Source organism: Gordonia sp. KTR9, assembly GCF_000143885.2.
Taxonomy (GTDB): Bacteria; Actinomycetota; Actinomycetes; order Mycobacteriales; family Mycobacteriaceae; genus Gordonia.
On the sequence record NC_018581.1, the window covers coordinates 3,278,942 to 3,301,619 of the forward strand.

At 65.8% G+C, this 22,678-nt stretch carries 20 protein-coding genes; 8 read left to right on the forward strand and 12 right to left on the reverse strand.

Annotated features, from left to right (window positions below; all coding sequences use genetic code 11):
- Positions 1-2 precede the first annotated feature (2 nt).
- The 3 genes from KTR9_RS15425 to KTR9_RS15435 form a co-directional block, all read right to left on the reverse strand.
- The gene (locus KTR9_RS15425; protein ID WP_014927146.1) at positions 3-1,418 is read right to left on the reverse strand and encodes an MFS transporter; all 1,416 of its coding nucleotides are present in this window, start codon (positions 1,416-1,418) and stop codon (positions 3-5) included.
- 26 nt (positions 1,419-1,444) lie between these two features.
- Positions 1,445-3,121 (reverse strand): FAD-dependent oxidoreductase, encoded by a 1,677-nt coding sequence (locus KTR9_RS15430; RefSeq protein WP_044506840.1) that lies wholly within the window; start codon positions 3,119-3,121, stop codon positions 1,445-1,447.
- Between the two features lie 103 nt (positions 3,122-3,224).
- The gene (locus KTR9_RS15435) at positions 3,225-4,070 is read right to left on the reverse strand and encodes an SDR family oxidoreductase (protein ID WP_044506842.1); all 846 of its coding nucleotides are present in this window, start codon (positions 4,068-4,070) and stop codon (positions 3,225-3,227) included.
- 588 nt (positions 4,071-4,658) lie between these two features.
- On the opposite strand from KTR9_RS15435, the gene dctP reads away from it, so the two are divergent.
- The 4 genes from dctP (at position 4,659) to KTR9_RS15460 (ending at position 8,939) form a co-directional block, all read left to right on the forward strand.
- The gene (gene dctP, locus KTR9_RS15440; protein WP_083888973.1) at positions 4,659-5,936 is read left to right on the forward strand and encodes a TRAP transporter substrate-binding protein DctP; all 1,278 of its coding nucleotides are present in this window, start codon (positions 4,659-4,661) and stop codon (positions 5,934-5,936) included.
- Positions 5,937-5,964: 28 nt separating this feature from the next.
- Positions 5,965-6,528 (forward strand): TRAP transporter small permease, encoded by a 564-nt coding sequence (locus KTR9_RS15445; RefSeq protein ID WP_014927150.1) that lies wholly within the window; start codon positions 5,965-5,967, stop codon positions 6,526-6,528.
- Entirely contained in the window at positions 6,515-8,014 is a 1,500-nt protein-coding gene (locus tag KTR9_RS15450; RefSeq protein ID WP_014927151.1) for a TRAP transporter large permease, read from the forward strand. The genes KTR9_RS15445 and KTR9_RS15450 overlap by 14 nt, the downstream gene beginning before the upstream one ends.
- A 679-nt stretch (positions 8,015-8,693) precedes the next feature.
- A complete protein-coding gene (locus KTR9_RS15460) occupies positions 8,694-8,939 on the forward strand; it encodes a hypothetical protein (RefSeq protein WP_044506846.1) in 246 nt (81 codons plus the stop codon).
- Here the strand turns inward: KTR9_RS15460 and KTR9_RS15465 are convergent.
- The 4 genes from KTR9_RS15465 to KTR9_RS15480 all read right to left on the reverse strand — a co-directional run bounded on the left by KTR9_RS15465 (position 8,914) and on the right by KTR9_RS15480 (position 12,966).
- A complete protein-coding gene (locus tag KTR9_RS15465) occupies positions 8,914-9,855 on the reverse strand; it encodes an alpha/beta hydrolase (RefSeq protein ID WP_014927152.1) in 942 nt (313 codons plus the stop codon). The genes KTR9_RS15460 and KTR9_RS15465 overlap by 26 nt on opposite strands.
- Positions 9,856-9,907: 52 nt before the next feature.
- Entirely contained in the window at positions 9,908-10,417 is a 510-nt protein-coding gene (locus tag KTR9_RS15470; protein ID WP_044506848.1) for a DoxX family protein, read from the reverse strand.
- Positions 10,418-10,447: 30 nt separating this feature from the next.
- Positions 10,448-11,917, reverse strand: a complete 1,470-nt coding sequence (locus KTR9_RS15475; protein WP_238553883.1) for an aldehyde dehydrogenase family protein — start codon at positions 11,915-11,917, stop codon at positions 10,448-10,450.
- Positions 11,918-11,985: 68 nt separating this feature from the next.
- Entirely contained in the window at positions 11,986-12,966 is a 981-nt protein-coding gene (locus KTR9_RS15480; protein WP_044506850.1) for a cyclase family protein, read from the reverse strand.
- 115 nt (positions 12,967-13,081) lie between these two features.
- Here KTR9_RS15480 and KTR9_RS15485 point away from each other — a divergent pair, with 115 nt between their 5' ends.
- Genes KTR9_RS15485 through KTR9_RS15495 form a run of 3 tightly spaced genes read left to right on the forward strand, consistent with a single transcriptional unit; the run spans position 13,082 to position 16,432 of the window.
- Complete coding sequence (locus KTR9_RS15485) at positions 13,082-14,251, forward strand: acyl-CoA dehydrogenase family protein (protein ID WP_014927156.1); 1,170 nt, start codon at positions 13,082-13,084, stop codon at positions 14,249-14,251.
- Between the two features lie 28 nt (positions 14,252-14,279).
- Entirely contained in the window at positions 14,280-15,263 is a 984-nt protein-coding gene (locus KTR9_RS15490; protein WP_014927157.1) for an acyl-CoA dehydrogenase family protein, read from the forward strand.
- Entirely contained in the window at positions 15,260-16,432 is a 1,173-nt protein-coding gene (locus KTR9_RS15495; RefSeq protein WP_014927158.1) for an NAD(P)/FAD-dependent oxidoreductase, read from the forward strand. Before KTR9_RS15490 ends, KTR9_RS15495 begins: the two co-directional genes overlap by 4 nt.
- Before the next feature lie 113 nt (positions 16,433-16,545).
- Here the strand turns inward: KTR9_RS15495 and KTR9_RS15500 are convergent, their stop codons facing one another.
- The 3 genes from KTR9_RS15500 to KTR9_RS26565 all read right to left on the reverse strand — a co-directional run bounded on the left by KTR9_RS15500 (position 16,546) and on the right by KTR9_RS26565 (position 18,865).
- Positions 16,546-16,851, reverse strand: a complete 306-nt coding sequence (locus KTR9_RS15500) for a hypothetical protein (RefSeq protein WP_044507991.1) — start codon at positions 16,849-16,851, stop codon at positions 16,546-16,548.
- Positions 16,852-16,855: 4 nt separating this feature from the next.
- Positions 16,856-18,010, reverse strand: coding sequence for an amidohydrolase family protein (locus tag KTR9_RS15505; protein WP_014927159.1), 1,155 nt, complete (start codon positions 18,008-18,010; stop codon positions 16,856-16,858).
- 186 nt (positions 18,011-18,196) lie between these two features.
- Positions 18,197-18,865, reverse strand: coding sequence for a TetR/AcrR family transcriptional regulator (locus KTR9_RS26565; protein WP_014927160.1), 669 nt, complete (start codon positions 18,863-18,865; stop codon positions 18,197-18,199).
- Positions 18,866-19,076: 211 nt separating this feature from the next.
- On the opposite strand from KTR9_RS26565, the gene KTR9_RS15515 reads away from it, so the two are divergent.
- Positions 19,077-20,357, forward strand: coding sequence for a cytochrome P450 (locus tag KTR9_RS15515; protein ID WP_014927161.1), 1,281 nt, complete (start codon positions 19,077-19,079; stop codon positions 20,355-20,357).
- A 176-nt stretch (positions 20,358-20,533) separates the two neighbouring features.
- Here KTR9_RS15515 and KTR9_RS15520 read toward each other — a convergent pair whose 3' ends face one another.
- Positions 20,534-21,646 carry a Zn-dependent alcohol dehydrogenase gene (locus tag KTR9_RS15520; RefSeq protein WP_014927162.1) on the reverse strand — a complete coding sequence of 371 codons (1,113 nt, stop codon included), beginning with the start codon at positions 21,644-21,646 and terminating at the stop codon, positions 20,534-20,536.
- A gap of 34 nt (positions 21,647-21,680) precedes the next feature.
- Positions 21,681-22,670 (reverse strand): cyclase family protein, encoded by a 990-nt coding sequence (locus KTR9_RS15525; RefSeq protein ID WP_014927163.1) that lies wholly within the window; start codon positions 22,668-22,670, stop codon positions 21,681-21,683.
- Between the last annotated feature and the right edge of the window lie 8 nt (positions 22,671-22,678).

A 22,678-nucleotide genomic window follows, 5' to 3' on the forward strand; every position in this document is an offset into this window, starting at 1 on the left:
CCCTACTTTCGATTCCGAGCGGCGTCGAAACCGCCCCCGCGCCGACGCGGTAAGAACACGACGGCGCAAAACGAGACCGCGGTCGCGGCGACGGCCAGCACGCCAAAGCCGACGGAGAAGCCACCCGCGGGGCTCATCGGAGAGGCCACCGACATCAGTCCGGTCACGGCCACAGTCCCCACAGCGCCTCCGATGGTGCGCAGGTTCGCGTTGACGCCCCCCGCCTGCCCGGTGTCCGCAGGGTCGACAGACATCACGACAACCGTGGAGATGGCCGGAAAGCAGCCACCGAAGCCGAGACCCATCACCAGGGTCAGGCACCACACCGCGATCGGCGATACGTTCCACAGTCCGAGCGCGAGGAGCGCAAGACCGACCGCCATCGCGCCGATTGCCACCATCCACCTCGAACGCAGGACACGAATGAGTCGGCCCGCCAGGAAACCCACTGTAAACATGCCGAGACTCAACGCCACCATGTAAAAGCCGACGGTCGCACTCGCCAGGCCGAAACCGGCTTGTGCATCCTGGAGGAAAGCGGGAAGAAGCGCGAAGACACCGAAAAGCGTGAATCCGAGAAGCAGCGAGATCGCATGCGAAGCCGCCACGGCCTGGTGCGAGACCATGAGCCGCAGGTCGATCAGCGGACTGGATGACCTGAGTTCCACGGCGATCCAGATCGCACATGTCACGACAGCGATCGCGGTCGCCATGATGACTTGCGACGACATCCAACCCCAGGTGCTCCCCTGTCCGAGTGTTATCAGCAGGGTCGACAACCAAGCGCAGAAGAGCAGGCCGGCCACGACATTGATCTTTGCCTCGGAACGAGGGGCGACGGTGGGCACCACGGTCGCAACAAGGATTCCCGAAACGATGCAGAAAGCAGCAGGAATCAAGAACAACCATGCATACCCGAGATACTGCAGGATCGGTCCGGCGAGAACCGTTCCGATCGCATTGCTGATCCCAGCGACGCCGCCTACCACGCCGATCATCGTCGGAAGTCGCCGGCTCGGAAGGATCGCCCTCAGGATGCCGTAGGCCAGCGGGATCACACCGCCACCGACCCCTTGGAGGACCCGTCCGGCGATAGCCACTGCCGATGTCGACGCGAAGGCTGCGATGACAGCTCCGGCCGTCAAGAAGTACAAGGCAGTGAGATACGTTCGCTTCAGTCCGCGTATGTCCCCAATCCGCCCCATCATCGGCGTGCTGACCGCCGACGACAGCAGGAAGCCTGTCAGTATCCACGCCGCGTCCGGAGTACTCACCTCGAACTTGTCGCGGAGCGCCGGGAGTACGGGCACGAGCATGGACTGCAGGAGCGAGTAGGCGACAACCCCCGCGATCACGGCCGCGACCGCGAGATGGGTACCGCCCGACGGACGTTCGGTCTCGGACTCGTCAGACACCATCGGCAGCCGCTCGGGCCGGCGGGCCCTCAGTGCGCATCGCCGGTGGCAGCGGTCTCGAGATCGGTCAGCCGCACGAGCTTGAGCCGGCGGCGGCCTGCAGCCTTACCTGCGCCCTTCTCCACGGCGTCGATGTTCTTCCAGCCCGTCAGATCGATGCGACGGGCTCCCCGATCGGCGACGAGGTCGGCAACATCAGCGCGGGCGGTGGCCGGAGCGCTGAGCTTGCCGTCGACAAAGTCCGCCAGGACGGCTGCGGCGGTCTCCTGACCGCAGCTGCGATTCATGCCGATGCCGCCGGACGCGCCACGCTTGATCCAGCCGGCGACATACACCCCGCCGATCACCTCGCCGCCGGCCTCGGTCAGGACCCGGCCCTCGGAGTTGGGCACCACGGTCCGCAGCTCGTCGAACGGCAGGTCGGTGACCGGCACGCCTCGGTACCCGATGGCGCGCAGCACCAGCCCCGCCTCGATCTCGGTGTGCTGATCGGTCGGCGCAACGCCGACCGCACCGGCTCCCGACGTGTATTCGTTACGCACGAGCGACACCGTCTCGACCACCCGGCCGCCGCCCAGGGCGATGGGCGAGGTCAGGAACCGGAAGACGATGCGCCGGTTGCCCTCGGTCGTCGGCTTCTCCGCGAACTCGCGCGCGAGTCGGATCTTGGTGGCGATCGTGGAGTCCAGGGAATCATCGTCGAGTCCGGCCCGGGTCGCCTCGTCGAAGACCAGATCGGCGGGGTCGATGACCACGTCGACGCCGTCGACCTCACTTAGTGCCAGGAATTCGCTGTTCGTGTACGCGGCGTGCGCGACACCACGACGCGCGACGAGCACGACCTCGCGCACGTTCGACTTACGCAGCTTCGCCAGGGCATGGTCAGCGATGTCGGTCTTCGCCAGGACCTCGGGGTCGGTGACCAGGATGCGCGCTACGTCAAGGGCGACGTTGCCGTTGCCGATGACCACGGCCCGCTCGGCGGAGAGGTCGACGTCGAGATCGGCGTAGTCCGGGTGGCCGTTGTACCAGGCCACGAACTGGGTGGCCGGGATCGAACCGTCCAGATCCTCACCGTCGACGCCGAGTCGCCTGTCGGTGGCCGCGCCGACGGCGTAAATCACCGCGTGATAGCGCGCTACCAACTCGTCGTGGCTGATGTGTTTTCCCACCTCGACGTTGAGGTGGTAGTCGAAGTTCCGCTTGGCCGCGATCGAGGCGAAGGTCTTCTCGACGCCCTTGGTGAGCGCGTGGTCAGGAGCGACACCTGCCCGTACGAGACCGTATGGCGTCGGGAGGCGATCGAACATGTCGACCTTGACGCTCTGCCGCCGGACAAGCTCCTCGGCGGCGTAGAAGGCGGCCGGCCCGGCACCCACGATCGCGACGTGCAGTGGTTCGTCCGGCAGCGGCGGCGACTTCGTCGGCGACACCAGTCCGCCCTCGACGTCGTGGTCCGTGTAGTAATCCGCGTTGATCTGCAGATAAGGCTCTGTGTGAGAGTCGATCTGGTCGTCGGGCACGATGGCCTCGACTGGGCACTCGTCGATGCATGCACCGCAGTCGATGCACGTCTCGGGGTCGATGTACAACATCTCCGCCGTGAAGAATTCCGGCTCCCCCGGGGTCGGGTGGATGCAATTCACCGGACACACGCTGACGCACGAGGCGTCGTTGCAGCATGGCCGGGTGATCACGTGCGCCATTCGTCTGACCTTGTCTCTCACGGATTGCGGCGTCGGGATACCACTTCCTACAAAATAGCTAAATGAACTAGACAAATCCAGCGGTGTACCCCGGCACCGCTGCTCACTCCATCCAGAAGTCCAGCTCGAGTTCTTCCTCACCAGGGGCGACTCGATAGCCCGACAGGTCGACGATGCCGTCGGCCGCCAGGACCTCGTCGTCGATGAAGCAGTTCCCGGTGGCCTCTGATGACGGGCGGGTGATGATGCTCATCGCGGCGTCGGCCATGATGCCCGGGGTGCGGCTGCGTGAGACCAGCTTCTCGCCCAGGATGTTCCGTACTGCAGCGGTGTCGATCGTGGTGCGCGGCCACAGCGAGTTCACCGCGATCCCGTCCTCCGCGAGCTCGGCCGACAAGCCGATGGTCACGAGCGACATCGCGAACTTCGAGATGGTGTACGCGGTTCCGATCTCCCCGAACCATTTCGGGTCGAGGTTGATCGGCGGCGACAAGGTCAGCACGTGCCCGTTGGCCGAGCGTCGCAGATGCGGGATCGCGGTCTTCGTCAGCAGGAAGGCGCCCCGAGCATTGATGTCCTGCATCAGGTCGTACTTCTTCATGCTGATGTGTTCGGTCGGTGTCAGGTCCAGGGCGCTGGCGTTGTTGACAACGATGTCGATCCCGCCGAACTCTGCGGCCGTGCGTGCAACCGCGTCTGCCACGGAGTCATCGTCACGGATGTCACCGACCAGCGGCAGAGCCTTGCCACCGGCCTCCTCGACTGCCGCAGCGGCGGTGTAGATGGTGCCCGGCAGTTTCGGATGAGGCTCGGTCGTCTTGGCGATCATCGCCACGTTGGCGCCGCGACGGGCCGCTCGAACAGCGATGGCTTCGCCGATACCCCGACTTCCGCCCGACATGATGACGGTGCGCCCTTCGAGCGACCGGTCCTCAGATGCAGGGTTCATGACGATTCCTTCCGTTGGTGTCGCCACCCGGCGCAACTGCTCTGGAATGGGCTCTCCGAGAGTCGCCGCCACGCATTCCAAGTCGCCCCTCCGTGCAGCGTGCGAGACGCCATCAGTGGCATACCGAAATCATAAATCATATTAATCTTCAACCTAATGCCGACCTGGCGATCACGACCTCCCGCCTCACGGGCGCTCCCGACAGCATCCACGACAGGTCGGGTACGGAATCCGGCCGTCGCGGAACTGCCATGTCGTCGTCGATGCACGCGGTGTGACACCTGACCACGTATCACACCCCCAGCCCATCCCCCACTCTCCGCTGCGGGCCGAATTCTTCTGCGCAGAAACAGGATTGAACAGAGCGCCCTCAGCCTTTCGATATCACCCGGCGGTTTGGGACAACCGGCACCTTCTTGTCGATGCATTCGACGGTAGGTCTTGACATCGAGGAGATCGGTGAGTTAGATCACTTTAAATAGTAGACCTATTTAACTATTTACTGTGGGCTGGCCGGTGCTCGCATCTGCACCGAGCCGGCAGTGGCGACCCGCCGAGGACATCAGACGACAGAGGAGGAGTTGCGATATGCCCTCACCCGGGCGAGGCAAACGGATATCGGCGCACATGGTCATCGCGGTGGTGGTGGCCGTTGTCCTGGCATCGTGCGCCGAAACACGCAGCGGGATAGGCGGTTCCGGCCCCGCGGTGCCCTACGGTGCGAACGCGGACGATTATCGGTCGGCCCTCGCCGACACCGAGCCGGTCACGATCTATGTCCAGGCGACCAACCCCGCCGGCTCGCTGAACATCTCTGATCTGGAGATGTACATGAAGACGGTCACCGAGTGGTCCGGCGAGAAGATCACCTTCGATGTGGCGTACTCGAATGCGATCGCCAAAGCCGAGGACGCCGACGACGCGCTCGAGGACGGTCGTATCGACATGGCACTGGTCATACCCGGCTACGAGCCGTCGGAGTTCCCGGTCAGCAACGCCATGGCGAAGGCCACCCTGTTCGCCGACCAGAGCCCGATCGAAGGCACATTGTCGGCCACGAGTTGGATGACCGAGTTCGCCTTCTCCTCGCCCGAGCTGACCGAGGAATTCGAAGAAAAGCGCCTGAAGATTCTCAATCCGGCAAACTTCGTCGGCGGCCCACTGATGTTCTGCCCCCAGTCACGGACCGACCTGTCGGCCTTCAAGGGCACTACGGTGTCCTCCGGATCGACAGAACACAGCGCGCAGGTTTCGGCCCTCGGCGCCTCCCCCGTGTCCATCCCCTACTCCGATGTCTACGAAGGCGTCCAGCGTGGCGTCGTCGATTGCGTCGTCACCGCGGCGACCGGGGCCATCGCGACCAACGTCGTCGACGTCGCGCCACAGGTGACCTTCTCGCCGGATCTCCCGGCGACGTCCAACCCGGCGGTCTGGGCCTTCTCGGCCGACACGTGGAATTCACTGCCGCTGGCAGCGCAACAACTGCTCTGGGACAAGTTGAGCGTTCTGTATGCGGTCCAACTGGAGAAGAGCATGAAGCTGTACGCCGAGGTGTCGCAACAGATCGCCGAAGCCGGTGGCTCGGTGAAGCCGTACACACCGGGCGCCAGGCGATCGATCGAACAAGCGAGTACGGCGCTGTTGGCAGAGTTCGCCGAGTCCGATGCGGTGCCGGATCCGTCGACCTTCCTGGCCGGGGCCAGGGCCGCAGCGGAGAAGTGGAAGCCGATCCCCGCAGAGAGCGGGTACCGAAACGAGGCGGACCTCGCCGGATTCTCCGAATGGTTCACAACGGCGGATCTCGACTTCACCGAGTACGCAGACCGCGTCCACCGCGACGTCTACTTGCCGCACAGGCCGTCATAGCCCAACGCTGACAACACGATTGAGGAACATGAGCAGACCATCCCTGGCCGGGCGCGCTCTGACCCTGGCCGAAACACTCGCTGCCGCAACGTTGATACTGATGATGCTGCACGTGACCCTGAACGCCATCACACGATCGTTCTTCTCCGCTCCGGTGCCGAACACACTCGAGATCACCGAGTACTGGTACATGCCGATCCTCGCGCTCATCGGGTTCGTCACGGCGCAGGCACGTAGAGAGCACGTTTCCATCGACCTCCTGTTCCGCCGGATTCCTCGAGCCGCACAGCGATGGGTCATCGTCGGATCGCACCTGCTGTCGGCGATGGTCTTCGCGGGATTCGCGTGGTACGGCGCGAGCGAGGCACTACACGCCTACGACATCGAGCTCACCGGCGGCGTGTCGGCGCTGACGATCTGGCCGGTCTGGATTCTGGTGCCGGTCTCGTTCGCCGTCCTTGCCGCGCAATTCCTCACCACGGCGGTCCGGTCGATCGCCTCCGCAGAGTACGCCGGCCAGGTCGACCCCGACGATGACGAACTGACTCCCGCCAGTGGCACCACGAGAAGGGCGACGGATGACCATCACTAACAACGAGATGGCCCGGGAGGACTCCTCGGCAAGCGCCCCCGAGTCCGGCGGCAGACCACCGGGACGACGCTCTTGGACCGCCGTCGGTGTCTCGACGACCCTGTTGGCCTGCTTCACCGTTGCGCTCTTCCTCCCCCTGCCCTCGATCACCATCGGTGTGCTCGCGATCTGCACGATGCTCACGCTGATGTTCCTGCGCGTCCCGGTGGCAGTCGCGATGATCGTGCCGTCGCTGATCGCCATGTACAACCTGCGCGGTCCACGTGCAGCGACGGGCGCCCTTGGCTCGTTGCCGTTCGACGCGATCGCGAGCTGGACGCTGAGCGTCGTGCCGATGTTCGTGCTGATGGGCATGCTGCTGTCACAGTCCGGTGTCGCCTCGTCGGTCTACAGCGCGGCACGTCAATGGCTCGGTTGGCTCCCCGGGGGTCTCGCGGTGGGTACCACGGGCGCGGGCGCGGGCCTGGCCGCGGTGTCCGGGTCGTCGGTGGCAACCACCTACACGCTCACCAAAATCGGTGTGCCCGAGATGCTCCGGGCAGGATATGACAAGCGACTCGCCCTCGGGGCCGTCATGGTGGCGGGGCTACCCGGTCAGCTGATCCCGCCGAGCATCCTGCTGATCATCTACGCGGGCGTCGCCGAAGTACCGGTGGGCAAACAGCTCTTGGCGGGTCTGGGTCCCGGACTCGTGGTGGCTGTCTTGTTCGCCCTGATCATCATCGCGGTGGTCGCCGTCACACCGCGACTCGCTGGTTCTCGTGAAGTTCAGAGCCCGGAAGTCACCTGGAAGAGTCGGTTCGCCAGCCTCATTCCGACATGGCCGATTCCGGCGCTCATCGCGATCATCGTGGTGGGCATGTTCACCGGTGTCGTCACCGCCACGGAAGCCGGCGCCTTCGCAGCGCTGTTCGCGATCGTCGTTCTCGTCGTCAACACCCGACACACGAACACCACCTGGCGTCAGCTCTCGGCCGCCTGTACAGGCACGGTCTCGACCGTAGGGGCGATCTTCCTGCTGCTCATCGGTGTCGAGATGCTCTCCCGGATGATGGCGTTGACCGGAATCAGTACCAAGTTCTCCGACGTCATCACCTCGTGGGATCTCTCCAGGGTCGAATTCCTGCTCCTGATGACCGTCGTGTATCTCGTCCTCGGCGCCTTCATGGAATCGCTCCCCATGATCCTGCTCACGGTCCCGATCCTGATCCCGACCTTGACCGCACTGGACATCTCGCTGCTGTGGTTCGGCGCGTTCGTGGTGCTGATGGGCGAGATCGCGATGCTCACACCGCCCGTCGGAATCCTGTCGATGATCGTCTATGCGATCGTCCGCGATCCGTCGGTCAACATGGGTCAGAAGATCACCATTCGGGACGTCTTCGTCTCGGTCGGCTGGTTCTTGCCCGGAGCCGCCGTCGTGGTCGGTGTGCTGATCGCGTTCCCTGAGATCTCGACGTGGCTGCCGGACAGGGGCAGCGGTTAGATCTGACCGTGGCGGTCCCGGTCGCGTTGGTCTCTGACCATGCGATCCGGGGCCGGTTCGGCATGTCTTGGACCGGGACCTACTCGGCCAGAAGACGGATCGACGCCGCGAGACGTTGCGCCTCGCTGGTAGCGTCCGCGAACTGATCTGCCTCCGCGGAGTCGACGATCCGCGCGATTGTCGCACCGACCGTCTCTGAGGCGGCACCACGGCTCACATCGTGGCCGATCTCGCTGGCTACCAACGTGTTCCCCTCCGTGGCAACGAATTTCGTATCCACATTGAATGAGCGGATACCTCGGTCGGCGAACTCGGCCTGCAGGGTCGGACCCGCGTGACGCCCGTTGTGGACAGGACATCGACTCCGCCCCACTCTGCGGAGACCTGCTCGGCAGCTGCGTGCGCACGGTGGCGAGGTCGGTCAGATCCAACGGCACCAGGAGCGTCCGCACGCCGAACCGTCTCGCGAGCTCAGCCGTCTCGGCCGAACTGCCTGGCAGCTTTGCGCGTATCGGGGGGATGCACCGTGACACTGCTGTCCAACGATTCATCGCCCGCCACCGGACGAGCCGCCAACGCCACGTCATAACCACGCGACGAAAGCGCCAACGCAGTCGCTTTCCCGATACCCCGGCTCGCTCCCGTTGTCAGATCTCGCCGCCGCGCAGGATGTATCGGTGTGATCGGCACCGGACCGCGGCCGCTCGAGTTGCCGACCGAGCGGCTCGTCGCCGGAGAGCTCCCCGTCCGCGGCTCGGTCGCCTACACCGTGGTCGATTCCAGAACTGCGGTGGCCGTGCTCGCCGACGGCTACGCCGGAGCGGTGGTGACAACAGTCGTACCACTCGCCGACGCCCCAGCCATGCTCGCGTCGAGCCTGTCAGGCGACAACAAGGAGCTCAAGATCCTTGTGGGACCCGGGTGAGTGCCCGACCCAGTGCGACCGTCTGCACCCCGGCGAATTCCGTACTGCGCGTTCCCGGGAGCGAGGTGAAACCGTGGCAGACGTCCGGGACCACGTGCAACTCGGTCGGCACTCCGGCCTCGATCAGCCGCTGGGCATAGCCGATTCCCTCGTCGCGAAGCGGGTCCAGGCCCGCCACGAGGACGAAGGTCGGCGGCAACCCGGACAGATCTTCGACCCGGGCCGGCGCACCATGATCGCCGAGGTGCCGACGGTCCTTGCCCGCGTACAGATCCCACGACTGCAACACCTTCTCGCGATTCCACACCGGCGTATCGGTGAAGCGCATCGCCGAGTCCGTGTCCGCGCGATCGTCGGTCACGGGACAACCGAGCATCTGAAAGGCAAGGGACGGCCCGCCCCGGTCACGAGCCATCAGCGCCACCCCGGCCGCGATGCACGCGCCGGCGCTGCTGCCGGCGACGGCGAGCCGGCCGGCGTCGAAATCGCCTGCCGCAGCCCATTGCAACACCGCGTAGCAGTCCTCGAGCGCACCCGGGCACGGCCGTTCCGGCGCGAGTCCGTATTCGGGGTTCAGCACCGCGATTCCGAGTTCACGTGCCCAGGAGACGCATTGGGCCTCGATGGCTTCCCGGTCCCCCATGACGAACCCACCCCCGTGGATGTTGATCACGGCCGCGGGTTCCTGGACGCCCGCCGGCCGGTACACGGTGACGGCGACCGGACCGTCGGGGGCCGCGACCTCGATCTCCTGCCGTTCGATGCCGGACAGGTCCAGCGGGGGCGCGCCGGCCATCGCCTGTTCGACCAGCGCACGACCGGCTGCGCGAGCGGCCAGTGGATCGTCGAGTGCCAGGTCCGGAAGATGCGGCGCGATCGCCGCGAGTTCGGGGTGTAGTCCTGTCGTGTCGATCATCGGGGTACCTCTCCTCGAGTTCGGTGCGCGGGCGCGTGGGTGTCAGTGCCGGTCAGGCCGGCTCGGTCGTGACGGGACGATAGAAGGCGAGGAGCAGACCGATCCCCGCGACGAGTCCGCCGACCAGCCCGATGACGAGTCCCCACCAGCCGTCGAGCAGGGGCTCAGACCCGAGCAGGTGATCGAGCGAGAGCCCCCCCGGTCCGGTGACTGCGACGCCGACGGCGACCACGGCGAGGATCATGTTGTACTCCCAGCCATTGCCGTTCACGAAGAACCCGTCGGCACGATGCACGGTGTAGGCGGCGACGAACATGACGGCGACGATCCCGGCCGCGGCGAACGAGGTCAGCAGACCGGCCGCGAAGAGCACCCCCGCCACCGCCTCGGTCGATGCGGCCAGGACGGCGTGCAACCGTCCGGGCCGCATTCCGATCGAGTCGAACCAGCGGCCGGTTCCCGGTATCCGGCCGCCGCCGTAGAACTTGTTGATCCCGTGAGCCGCGACAGTGAGGCCGACGGCCACGCGGATGAACAGCAGACCGAGGTCGATGGCGTCGATCGTTCTTTCCTTTCTTCGGTCGGGCCGAGTTCAGCCCGCGTGATACTTGATGGTCTTGATCTCGGAGTAATCGGCGATACCCGCCTCTCCGAGTTCGCGGCCGAGACCGGACCGCTTGTAGCCGCCGAACGGATCCCAACCCGGCGAGGCCCCGGACCCGCCGTTGATGTGGACCTGTCCGGTCCGGATGCGCCTGGCCATCTCGAAGGCCCGGCCCGCATCCGCGGAGAAGATCGCTCCGCCGAGCCCATAGTTCGAGTCGTTGGCGATCGCAATCGCCTCGTCGTCGTCGCGAAAGGACATCACCGCCGCGACGGGTCCGAAGACCTCCTCCTGCGCCAGCCGGGTCGAGTTGTCGACGTCGGCGAACACCGTGGGCTCCACGAAGAACCCTCTGGCGAAGTCCGGGCGGCCGCCTCCGGTCACCAGCGTCGAACCGGCCGCTCGCGCATCGTCGACGAATCCCTCCACCTTCTCCCGCTGGGCGGCACTGATCAGGGGTCCCATCGACGTCGACGGGTCGGCGGGATCCCCCAAGCGGATCGCGCGCACCCGGTCAGCCAGACCGGAGACGTAGTCGTCGTAGATATCTGCGTGTACCAAGTGACGAGTGGTCAGTGCGCATCCCTGGCCCGATTGGGTCATCACGCTGCCGAGTCCCATGGTGATCGCGGCGCCGAGATCGGCATCGGAGCGCACGATCATGGCCGACTTGCCGCCCAGTTCGAGAAGCACCCGCTTGATGGTCGGCGCCGCCTGGGCGGCGACGGCAGCTCCGACCGCCTCCGAACCGGTGAACGACACGAGATCGACCCGGGGGTCGGTACACATCAGGGCACCGACGTCAGCTCCCCCGTTGACGACGTTGACGACCCCCGGCGGAAACCCAGCCGCCTCGGCCGCCTCGGCCATCAGCGCGGCGGTCAACGGAGTGTTCGGCGAGGGCTTGAGCACGACAGTGTTGCCGCAGGCCAACGCCGGACCGAGCTTGGCGACATTCAGGTGGAACGGGAAGTTGTACGCGGTGATCGCCGAGACCACGCCGACCGGCTCACGGACCTGCGCCGACCCTCCCAGCCACGACGTGCCGTCCGGACGCGGATTGACCTGTAGCGGAAGTGTCGTCACCTCGGGAGCGCGGGCCTGCTCGACGTAGTAGTCGAGATGGGCCAGCGGCGCGAGCAGGTGGACGGGGCGCACCGTGGCCGACGGGGCCCCGGTCTCGAGCGTGATGGCAGCGGCCAGGGAATCCAGACGCGCCCGCAGTTCGTCGGCGAAACGGCCCAGCAGTTCCGACCGCTCGATTCGGTTCATCGTCGGCCAGGGTCCGGAGTCGAACGCACGGCGCGCCGCTGCGATCGCGCGGTCGCAGTCTGCGGCCGTGCCGACCGCGGCGGTGGCCGCCTCTTCCTCGGTTGCCGGATTGATCACCGGCATCCGACGGCCCTCAACACCGTCGGTCCAGGTGCCGTCGATGTAGAGCTGGGTCTTGTCGATCACGGTCGTCTCCATCTAATAGTCTCGATCGATTGAGTTGCATTCCGCCGCAGCGGATTCCAGTGTCGCCGTCATTTCAGCACCAGCGGGTTGAGGGGCGAACCTACGCCACCCACGACCGGCAGCGGTGCCGCGACGAACATGCCGGTGTACACCCCGTCCTCGGCGCAGTCGCGAGCCCAGTCATCGAGGTCGAACAACTCTCCGAGGAGCAGACCCAGATCGCGCAGCGCCGCGATGTGCAGCGGCAACACCGCATCCCCGTCCGGATTGGGCAGGGCCTCGACGGTACGCGTGTCGGTGGCCACCATCGCCACATCGGCGTCGGCCAGCCAGGGAGCAACGGACGGGGCGAGGCCGGCCGCACGGGTTCGCGGCGACCGGTCCGGCCCCAGGAACGCTTCGAGCCAACCCGTCCTGATCAGCAGGATGTCGCCAGGCTGGACCGTCACGCCAGCCGCGGCCAGCGTCGATTCCAGTCCGTCGGCGTCCACGACTCCGGTGTAGGGGTCCAACTCGAGGTGCCGAGCTGCGTCGACGAGAACTGCTCGGCCGACGATTCCACCGGCCAGATGATGGACGCCCAGCCGGCGGGCACCCGACCGCGCAGTGGTCAGACCTGCCCAGTAGCCGTTGTACATGGTGTCGTCGGCCGCGACGTGCGCGAGTCCGTCGAGCTGCGTTGCGCCCTGCAGGGGCATGACGACGATGTCATCGGAGGTCTGGAAGCCCAGCGCAGACCGATCACCGACGATGTCGTCGACGGTCGAGCTGGTGAAGGTGTGCAAGGTGGCGACGCGACTGCCGACGACCGGCGATCGCTTGCCGATCGGCAGCGCAAGGGAAAATGATTTTCCGCTGCGAATCTGCCGTCCTGCCTCCACGATCCGGTCGTCGGTCAGCAGGTTGGCGGTTCCGCGTTGGTCCTCCGCGCCCCACCGTCCCCAGTTGTTGGGGGTTCCAGGGCGAGCCCCCACCACCTTGCCGTCGGTCGAGACGGTGTAGGCCGGAGGGTGCCACGCTTGTATCTGCTCATCATCGGGAAGACGCATAGGCGCCATATTAGTTAACTAATTAGACTATTAACAGAGGATCCGGCATGATCGTTCCACACAGTCGGCCAGCCCGCCTGAGCGCTGCCGCCTCCGGTACGAGTAAGGAGGTCTCATGGACCTGCAGTTCGATCGCGAAGAAGTCGACTTCCGTGAATCGGCGCGCGAGTGGTTGACGGCGCACGTCCCCGCGGAGCGACGTCCGGAAGACGGCAAAGCGATGCGCGACTTCGACAACGCCTGGCAGCGGACGCAATACGACGGCGGCTGGGCGGGAGTCTCGTGGCCGCGCGAGTACGGCGGGCTCGGCCTGTCGGTTGTCAAACAGCTGATCTGGTACGAGGAGTACGCACGCGCCCAGGCTCCGTACACCGGGACGACGTTCCCGGCACTGTTCTACGGGGGCCCGACGCTCGCCCTCCGCGGGACCGACGCACAGCGCACCGAGCACCTGCCCAAGATACTCCGTGGCGAGGAGATCTGGTCACAGGGATTCTCGGAGCCGTCGGGGGGATCGGATCTCGCGTCCGTCCGTACTCGTGCTGTGATCGACGGTGATCACCTGGTGGTGAACGGCCAGAAGGTGTGGTCGAGCTATGCCGACGTCGCCGACTACCATTTCTGCCTCTTCCGCACCGATCCTGAAGCCCCAAAGCGCCAAGGCCTCTCGTGGGTGCTCGTACCGCTGGGCACGCCGGGTATCGAGGTCCGCCGGATCAAGACGCTCGCCCGGAACCACCACTTCTGCGAAGTGTTCTACGACGACGTTCGCGTTCCTCTGGCGAATGTGGTCGGCGGACTCGGCAACGGTTGGACCGTCGCCATGAACACGCTCGGATTCGAACGCGGCTCCGCGTTCCTCACCGAACAGCTCGAACTGTCACACGCCGTCGACGAGCTGATCGAGCTGTGCAGGCGGCGAGACTCGCCGTCCGGTTCGGGGCGCGCGATCGACGACGAGAGCATCGCGGTCGAACTCGCGGACCTCCGTGCCAGTGTCGCCGCCCTGCGCGCCATGAGTTATCGAAGCGTCTCGAAGTCGGTCCGGGGTGGCGTGCCCGGGCCCGAGGGCTCGATCATCCGCCTGTATTTCGCCGAGTTGCGCCAGCAGGTCGCCGCTCTCGCGATGAAGGTGCTCGCGGCCGACGGCCTCGAGTTCCAGCCCTACTGGGAGGACGGGTGGTCCGGGCTCTGGCTCTGGGACTTCGCCCGCACGGTCGGGGCCGGTACCTCCGAGATCCAACGCAACATCATCGGCGACCGAGTCCTCGGCTTGCCACGCTGACACCGGCCCCCATCTCGATTGGACAATCATGGATCTACTACTCGACGACGACGAACGCGAGATCCAGGACCTCGCCCGCGACTTCTTCGCGGCACACGCCGGTCCCGCTCAGGCACATTCGATCGCCGCCGGTGATGCGGTCACATCACTCATCGCGAGCAGCGCCGAGCTGGGATGGTTCGGTCTAACGGTCTCCGAAGCCCAGGGCGGGCTGGGACTCTCGCAGAAAGAGCTGGTGCTGGCACACCGCGAGGCCGGGCGTGCTCTCGCTCCGCTGCGCCTGCTCGCCACCACGATCGCCGCGGCCGCGGTCGCCGACGGCGAGGATGTCTCGTTGTTGGCCCGGCTCTTGTCCGGCGACGCCGTGGCAGCGCTCGCCATCCCGGTGACATCGGGATACCTGCTGCTCGACGCCGACTCCGACACCACGATCGCGGTGTCCGTGGGTACGGAGTCGACAACGGTCAGCGCCGTCGCGGTCACCGATGCCGAGCCCGCGGACCTGATCGACGCGGCGACACCGGCACTCAAGATCTCCGCGCTGGGAGAAACCCTGGTGAGCGCAGATGCGGGCGCCGGCTCGCAAGCCGTGCTGGCGGTCGCGGCTGCGCAGGTCGGCATCGCGTCGACATGTCTCGACCTGGCCGTGACCTATGCACGCGACCGGACGGCGTTCGGCAAGCCGATCGGCTCCTTCCAAGCGATCAAACACCGCTTGGCCGACGTCGCCGTGGCCCTCGAGGCCGCCGACGCGCAACTCGCCTTCGCCGCGACCGCTGCTGCCGAGGGACGTGAGGGCGCCGGCTGGGAAGCGTCCGTCGCCAGGCTCCTCGCCACCCGCGCGGCGACCGCTGCGACATCTGCCACTATCCAGACGCACGGTGCGATGGGTACCACCTGGGACCACGATGCTCACCTCTATCTCGAGCGGGCAACAGTGCTCGACCACGTCGGGTCGCGCGGGTCGGCCCTCGCGCATTCGGTCCTCTCGGGCACCGGAGTGACGCCATGAGCCGCGCACGCACCGTGGTCGTCGGTGGCGGCCTTGCCGGGATGCGGACCGCGGAAGCACTGTCCACCAAGGGGTTCGACGGCGAGGTGGTCGTGCTGTCCGACGAGTCCGAGCGTGCTTACAACCGACCCCCGCTCTCCAAATCGGCACTGCGAGCAGACGTGACCTCCGATGACGTCCCGCTACGGATGCGCAAGACCGCGGATTTCGAATGGCGACTCGAGACCCGTGTCGTGGACGTCGACCTCGACTCCCACGTGCTGCGGCTGTCGGACGACACCACCCTGGATTACGACCACCTCGTGGCGGCATCGGGCGTACGTCCGCGACGACTAGATCTGGCCGGCCCGTCGACGGCCCGACACGTGGTCCGTACGGTTGCCGACGCCCGGGCTCTGGCGCAGGCGTTGAGCGGGACTGGTGATGTCGTGATCCTCGGCGCAGGTTTCCTCGGAACCGAACTCGCCTGGACCATCGCCCGATTCGGGCGTGTGGTCACCGTTGTCGCCCCCGAGGCCGAGCCCCTGGTCGGTGCGATCGGCGCGCCGGCCGCAGCAGCTCTGCGCCGGCGCTCGGAGTCCGCCGGTGTGATGTTCCGGAACGGGCGCACCGCGACGCACGTCGTCGGTGAATCCGCACCCCGGGCCGTGGTCCTCGACAACGGCGAAGTGCTCGCGGCATCGGTCGTCATCGAAGCTGTCGGATCAGCACCCAACGTCGACTGGCTTCGATCCACCGCACTCGATGTGACGGCCGGTATCGAGGTCGACGACAGGCTGGGCGTCGTCGGCGCGTCGAACTTCTGGGCGGTGGGGGACGTCGCCTCGGCTCCGCAGGCACTGTTGCACGGCAGGCGTCGGCGGCTCGAGCACTGGACCCACGCGGGCGAGTCCGCACGGCACGTGGCGGCCGCGATCCTCGGCTCGACCGAGCCTTTCGTCTCGGTACCGGGATTCTGGACCGAGCAGGGTGGCATCCGGTTGGACGGGTACGGATTCCCCGGCGCGGCCGACGATCACGTTCTCGTCGCCGGGGACTGGGACGAGGACTTCCTGGCACGCAGCGAGTTCGAGGGTAAGCTGATCGGCTTCCTGGCCGCAGGCTTCGTCAAGGAGTCGGCCCCGCTCATCAAAGAACTGTCGGCCAACGCCGCGGCCGCCCACGCCTGAGGGGTCGGTCCGCCCGGCCACCATATCGATTCGGGCACACCAGAACAGAGAACACCAGAACAGAAAACGACCGCGGTGCCCGCCGAGCGGGCACCGCGGTCGTCGTCTGATCGTCAATTCAACGCCGCAGGGGATGTCGCGGCTGGATCGGGTTGTTCGGACAGACCCGAACGCACCTCACGCATGGCCCGAATCCTCCTCTCCCGCAGTTCGACAGCAGCACGTCGCTGCTCGTCGCTGAGCTCCGGATCGTCGGTTGCAGCCGTGAGCCGCTGTTCTTCGGCGTCGATCTCGGTGTCGAGCAGCTCACCCGCGAGGTCCCGCGTGAGCAGGTCCATGTCGGTCCAGTCCGCGGCCTTGATCTGTTCGATCTGCTCGACTTCGCTGCGGTTGTTGTTCGCCGATGCCTGTGCGCTCATCGCCTCACGCACCGACCCGCGGGAAGTTGAACAGCCTGCGCGCGTTGGTTTCGACCATTTTCTCGACCTCGGCGTCGGGCACGTTGCGCATGGCCTCGGTCACGACCTTGCGACTGTTGGGCCAGTTCGAGTCCGAGTGCGGGTAGTCGCACTCCCAGGTGATGTTGTCGATACCGACCAGGTGCCGGTTCGCGATGCCGTGGTCGTCCTCGATGAAACATCCGTAGATGTGCTCGCGGAACAGGTCCGACGGACGGACGGTCTGATTGATGTTCTGGTAGAAGCGGTGCTTCTCCCAGGTCGCGTCGATCCGCTCCAGCATGTAGGGAACCCAGCCGATTCCGCCCTCGGAAAGAGCGAACTTCAGCCGCGGGTGGCGGTGGAACACCGGCGAGAACAACAGGTCCGCCGTCGCGTACATCGAGTTGCAACCGAACAAGGCGATCATCACGGCCATCGGCGCCTCGGGCGCGGTGATCGGCGGCTTACCGGAGGTGCCGAAGTGCACGCACAGCGGCAGCCCCGTCTCCTCACACGCGGAGAAGACGCCGTCCCAGTGATCGGTGTGGAATGACGGCAACCCGAGCGGAGCCGGGTTCTCCGGGAAGGAGACCGCCTTCGCTCCCTTGGCGGCAGTCCGGTGGATCTCCTGCACGCAGAGATCGGCATCCCACAACGGCAGGATCACCAGCGGGATGAAGCGGTCCGGAGCGGTCGGGCACCATTCGTCGAGCACATAGTCGTTCCACGCTTGAACACAGAGCAAGGCGAGTTCGCGATCCTCGTTCTGCAGGAAGATCGTGCCGGCGAACTTGGGGAATGAGGGGAAGGACAACGCCGCCTGGACTCCGTCGATGTCCATGTCGTTGACGCGCGCCTTCGGGTCGTAGCATCCGGGCAGCATGTCGTCGAAGCGGACCGGTTCCGCACCGAACTCTTCGGGCTTCTTCCCGGCAACCGCATTCAGGCCGATGTACGGGTAGATCTTGCCTTCCATCGTCCAGACGTGCGCAGGGCGATCGGGATCGTTCATCACCTTCTCGATGATGCGCGGTCCGGCCTCGATGAATTTGCGAGGCAGTCGGTCGATCCAGAGGTTGGCCGGTTCGATCAGGTGATCGTCCGTGGAGATGAGCTGCATGTGGTCTTGCAGTGGCATGTGACGTCCTCACGTACTCGGTCGGTCCGACAGCGGCGATCGGTCCTCACTCCGCCCGAGCACCGTCGTCCATCCGGCCTTGCAATAGCTAACTGATTTCGCGTCATAAACTGACACAACTCGAGTGTGGCAGATCACGTCCTCATTCGCCAGTGCCGCCGACCTCGGACCACGGCGGCATCTGTCTCAGCAGAGTCCGTTCATCGGTGGAGCCAGGGGCTCGGAGCTGCTCAGAATCGGCATCATGGTCTCGATCGTCTCGACGAGCAGGTCTCGGAGTTCTCGCTGCCCGGGGTGTCGAATCCACAGCTCGTGGGCGGTGACGAAGGCGTTCAGCAGCGCACCGGCACGGAATTGCCAGACCGGGGACGTCGCTTCCTCGGCGGGTCGCCCATCGGCACGACACAGCAGACGCGCCAGCACATTGTGCTGGCGGTGCGCTGCCCAGAGCCACTGCGCCCACAGCTCGCCCTCCCCGGCCGCAGTCGCGACCAGCCCCCCGGTGTGCTCGGACTGGTCGAGGAATCCGGCTCGCACGGCACTCTCGAGACTCGAACGGAGATCCATTCCGCTGTCGAGCAAGACGGACACCCGCGCCAGGCAATTCGAGATCCGGACCGCGAAACCGGCGGCCAGCAACGCCCCCTTGCTACCGAAGTGCCGGTAGACCGTGCGCGCCGACACGTCAGCCCGCTCGGCCACAGCCTCCATCGTGGTGTCGGCGAACCCGACTTCGGCGAAGATCTGCGCAGCTGCCTCAGCGATCCGACTGCGGGTGGCCGATCGGCGGGGTCGCGCGGACGCCACGGGGTTGGGATCGATGCGGAGTCCGGCGATGTGATCGGGATTCGGCATGCCCGTACGGTGCCACCACCAGCATCATCGGCGCAACGGAGGTCGTCCGGGAAACCGGCCCCGGGCCGGACTGGACCTCTGTGAGCGCAATCACTAGTATTAGTAAGATGATCTATCTTATTCCGGCGGGCGCGGAGATCGTTCGTCGTTCGCCGAGACCCCTTCAGCATCCGCACGGATCGAGCGCCGTACACGAGAAAGGCAACAACCCATGAGTGACAACGCGGCCGCAGTGGCCTCGCCGACTACAGGCACGACGCCTCCGGAGCGGGTCGAGGTGCCCTCGCATGTACCCCAAGAACTCGTTCACTGGGTCGATCATCACAACGACGAGATCGTCCACATCGACCCGATCGGCTTCATGGACGACCTCCGTGAGCAGTTCCGCGTCTTCTACAGCCCTGCGTACGAGGGCTTCTGGGCCGTCACGCGCTGGGAGGACCAGCGTGAGGTGTTCCAGCGCCCGGAGGACTTCTCGAGTTCACCGGTCGGGTTGCCGGGCGGGCCGGGCTATGGCGGACTCAAGATGCTCCCGATCGAACTCGACCCCCCGGAGCACAAGAAGTACCGCGCACTGATCAATCCGGTGTTCGGACCCAAACGGATCGGCCCCATGGAGGACCACATCCGGGCGACCGCCAACGCACTGATCGACGACATCCTCGCCGCCGGTGGAAGCGAAGTCCAGTTCATGGAGGCCTACGCCGAACAGCTTCCCGTGCGGATCTTCACCGAGATGCTCGGTCTGCCGTTCGAGGAACACAAGAAGTTCATCGGGTGGGTGAGCGCGATCCTGCACAGCTCGCAGATCGGCGACGGACTCGCGCGCAAGCGGGAGGCCGGCGGAGAGGTCACCAACTACCTGACCCAGCTGATCGCCGAGCGCGCCGCCGACATCGACTCCGGAGTCGAGAACGATGACCTCATCACCGTCCTCCTCAACAGCGAGGTCGACGGTGAGAAGCTCACGCACGACGAAGTGCTGCGCATGTCCTTCCTGCTGTTCATCGCCGGTCTCGACACCGTCACGGCGGCGCACGGCCTGATGTTCCGCTACCTCGCCGACAACCCTGAGCACCGTGCGCAGATCGTCGCCGATCCCGAGTTCATCCCGAACGCCATCGAGGAACTGCTGCGGTTCAACAGTTTCGTCAACGACGCTCGTACGGTCACGCACGACCTCGAGTTCGCCGGTGTGCAGATGAAGAAGGGCGATCGGGTGTGGCTGCACAGCGGGTCGGCCTGCCGCGACCCGCGTGAGTTCGACGATCCGCTCACGGTGGATTTCCATCGTCGTCCGAACCGGCACCTCGCCTTCGCCGCCGGCGCCCATCGGTGCGCAGGTTCGAACCTCGCCCGTCTCGAACTGCGCATCTCGTTCGAGGAATGGCATCGTCGTATTCCCGAGTACCGTGTGACCCCCGGCGCGGAGCTGCGCATGCATTGCGGTGGAGTCGCCGGTCTGGAATCCCTCCCGTTGACTCTGGGCTGACCCGCTCGAGGCCCGACGCCACGACCCAGATGCCCGGCGAGAGCACTCTCGCCGGGCATCGTCGTGTTCGCGATCAGATCACGACCATCCGCACACGCTACGCGTCATGCGACGACGAAGGGCCAGGGACGCCGGTCCCTGGCCCTCGCGATCACATCGGCTGTTGCCGACGTACCTCAGTTGTCGAAGGCGATGACGCCGCGAATGTTCTCACCCGCGAGCAGGTCGTCGAAGCCCTTGTTGACGTCGTCCAGTGAATAACGTCTTGTCACGAGACCGTCGAGGTTCAACTTGCCGTCACGCGCCATGCGGAGCATCTTCGGGACGTCGGAGTGCGGATTGCAATGACCGAAAAGCGTTCCCACCACGGTCTTCTGAAAGAAGGTGAGCAGCGATCCGGGCAGGACGACGGTGTCCTCCATCATGTCATCGGCCGTTGAGACCAGGACGATTTTGCCGCCTTTACGGGTAAGCGCAAACGCCTGTCCGGTCACCTCTGCCGAAGCGACGCCGGTGGTGACGACGGCGATGTCGACGCCGACGCCGCGGGTCCGTTCCCAGACCTCGGCTTGGGCTTGCTCGGCGTCGGCGAAGACCAGATCTGCACCCTGCTGCTTGGCGAAGTCCCGCTTCCACTCGACGGGTTCGATCACCACGAGCAGGTCGGGACCGAGTGCCGCGGCCGCCCGCACCGCGTTGGCGCCGATACCGCCACAGCCGTAGATTGCGATCGCGTCACCCGGACGAGCGCCGCCGGCATTGACCACGGCACCCCAACCGGTGGTCACGCCGCAGCTGACCAGCGAGGCGTGCTCGAGCGGTGTGTCGTCGTCGATCTTCACCACAGAGCGTTCGTTGACCACGGTGTACTCGGAGAAGGTGCCCACTGCGCCCTCTCCCCCCAGGTCCTGTCCCTCGTGATGGAAGCGAAACCCCCCCGCAGCGAGCTCGCCGGTCATCATGTTCGCGCCGAGGTCACACAGATTGCTCTGTCCGTCGTTGCACCAGCGGCATCGCCCGCAGGCCGGAATCCAGGAGATAGCCACGTTGTCCCCGGGGGCCACCGAGTCGACGCCGTCTCCGACGGCGTCGACGACACCGGCACCCTCGTGGCCTGCGACAATCGGAAACCTGGCTCCCCCACCGACTTTGACATGCTTGTCGGAATGACACAGCCCCGCCACCTTCATCTTGACGCGGACCTCACCGGGTCCCGGGTCATCGAGGTCGAGTTCAAGGATCTCCCACGGCCTGCCCTGTTCGAGGAGCACTGCTGCACGTGTCTTCATCGTCGTCCGTTCTGTCTCTGTGTATGTTCGGCACTCAGCGGATTGCCAGCGCGTTCGGCGGGGAGCCGATGCCACCGTCGATCCACAGCGGGGCCGAGGTGAGCAAGAAGTCGTAGCGTCCGTCGGCTGCACAGGCCTCGGCGAGCGCGTCGAAGTCGAAGAACTCGCCCAAGTGCACCCCCAGCGCGGTGAGAAGTTGAGTGTGCACGAGGTTTTCGGTGTCCGGACCCGGTTGGGGCTCGGTGACCATCGGCGGCGGGAAGGGCTCGACACCCGGGTTGTCGACGGCCACTGCCACGATGCCCGACTCCCAGACGAGCCGCCCGATACCCTCCGCCGGCCCGAGGCCGGGGGTCTCGAAAGCCAGCCGGTGGCTGGCCTCGGCCAGGTTGCGACGGGCACCCTCATCGAGGCCCTTGTAGTATCCGACCCATCCCGTGCGCACGCACAGGATGTCGCCGGTTCGGAGTTCGACGCCCTGTGACCGGGCGATGTCGGCGAGCAAGTCGGCGCCGATCTCGAAGCGGCTGTCCGGTGAATAGTCCACGCCACTGCGTTCGAGATGACGCGGGACGTCGAGCAGCACCCCCCGCGTCACCAGACCTCGCGCCGCCGGCCCGTCGATGCCGAGCTCACCCTTTTCCAGTACGTCCGCCTCGGTGCGTCCGTTGTAGAAGCCGCGTTCGGCCGGATATCCATGATGGCCCAACGCATCCCACTGGCTGCCGGCCTGCGGATAGAAATTGTCGAGTCGGTCGTCGGTGACGTCCTGATAGGTGCTGAACGACTCGTGTTTGAGCGGTTCGCGGCCGAAAAAGGGCGGATCGGGCATCGACAGCGGCATCGAGAGCACGAAGCGCTCCCCGCTGTGCACCAGTGCCGCGGCGGCACGCACCACGTCTTCGGTGATGAGGTTGACGGCTCCGAGTGAATCCTTGGAGCCGTAGTGGCCCCAGGCGGAGCGGATCTTCATCCCCTCCAGGAGGGGGAGGTCATCGAACGGGGGGCGGTCAGAACCGGACATCGCAAGTT

Excerpts from the sequence above, each read along its gene's own strand:
- KTR9_RS15425 (WP_014927146.1), bottom strand. The coding sequence starts at position 1,418 with ATGGTGTCTGACGAGTCCGAGACCGAACGTCCGTCGGGCGGTACCCAT.
- KTR9_RS15430 (WP_044506840.1), bottom strand. The coding sequence starts at position 3,121 with ATGGCGCACGTGATCACCCGGCCATGCTGCAACGACGCCTCGTGCGTC.
- KTR9_RS15435 (WP_044506842.1), bottom strand. The coding sequence starts at position 4,070 with ATGAACCCTGCATCTGAGGACCGGTCGCTCGAAGGGCGCACCGTCATC.
- dctP (WP_083888973.1), top strand. The coding sequence starts at position 4,659 with ATGCCCTCACCCGGGCGAGGCAAACGGATATCGGCGCACATGGTCATC.
- KTR9_RS15445 (WP_014927150.1), top strand. The coding sequence starts at position 5,965 with ATGAGCAGACCATCCCTGGCCGGGCGCGCTCTGACCCTGGCCGAAACA.
- KTR9_RS15450 (WP_014927151.1), top strand. The coding sequence starts at position 6,515 with ATGACCATCACTAACAACGAGATGGCCCGGGAGGACTCCTCGGCAAGC.
- KTR9_RS15465 (WP_014927152.1), bottom strand. The coding sequence starts at position 9,855 with ATGATCGACACGACAGGACTACACCCCGAACTCGCGGCGATCGCGCCG.
- KTR9_RS15480 (WP_044506850.1), bottom strand. The coding sequence starts at position 12,966 with ATGCGTCTTCCCGATGATGAGCAGATACAAGCGTGGCACCCTCCGGCC.
- KTR9_RS15485 (WP_014927156.1), top strand. The coding sequence starts at position 13,082 with ATGGACCTGCAGTTCGATCGCGAAGAAGTCGACTTCCGTGAATCGGCG.
- KTR9_RS15490 (WP_014927157.1), top strand. The coding sequence starts at position 14,280 with ATGGATCTACTACTCGACGACGACGAACGCGAGATCCAGGACCTCGCC.
- KTR9_RS15495 (WP_014927158.1), top strand. The coding sequence starts at position 15,260 with ATGAGCCGCGCACGCACCGTGGTCGTCGGTGGCGGCCTTGCCGGGATG.
- KTR9_RS15500 (WP_044507991.1), bottom strand. The coding sequence starts at position 16,851 with ATGAGCGCACAGGCATCGGCGAACAACAACCGCAGCGAAGTCGAGCAG.
- KTR9_RS15505 (WP_014927159.1), bottom strand. The coding sequence starts at position 18,010 with ATGCCACTGCAAGACCACATGCAGCTCATCTCCACGGACGATCACCTG.
- KTR9_RS26565 (WP_014927160.1), bottom strand. The coding sequence starts at position 18,865 with ATGCCGAATCCCGATCACATCGCCGGACTCCGCATCGATCCCAACCCC.
- KTR9_RS15515 (WP_014927161.1), top strand. The coding sequence starts at position 19,077 with ATGAGTGACAACGCGGCCGCAGTGGCCTCGCCGACTACAGGCACGACG.
- KTR9_RS15520 (WP_014927162.1), bottom strand. The coding sequence starts at position 21,646 with ATGAAGACACGTGCAGCAGTGCTCCTCGAACAGGGCAGGCCGTGGGAG.
- KTR9_RS15525 (WP_014927163.1), bottom strand. The coding sequence starts at position 22,670 with ATGTCCGGTTCTGACCGCCCCCCGTTCGATGACCTCCCCCTCCTGGAG.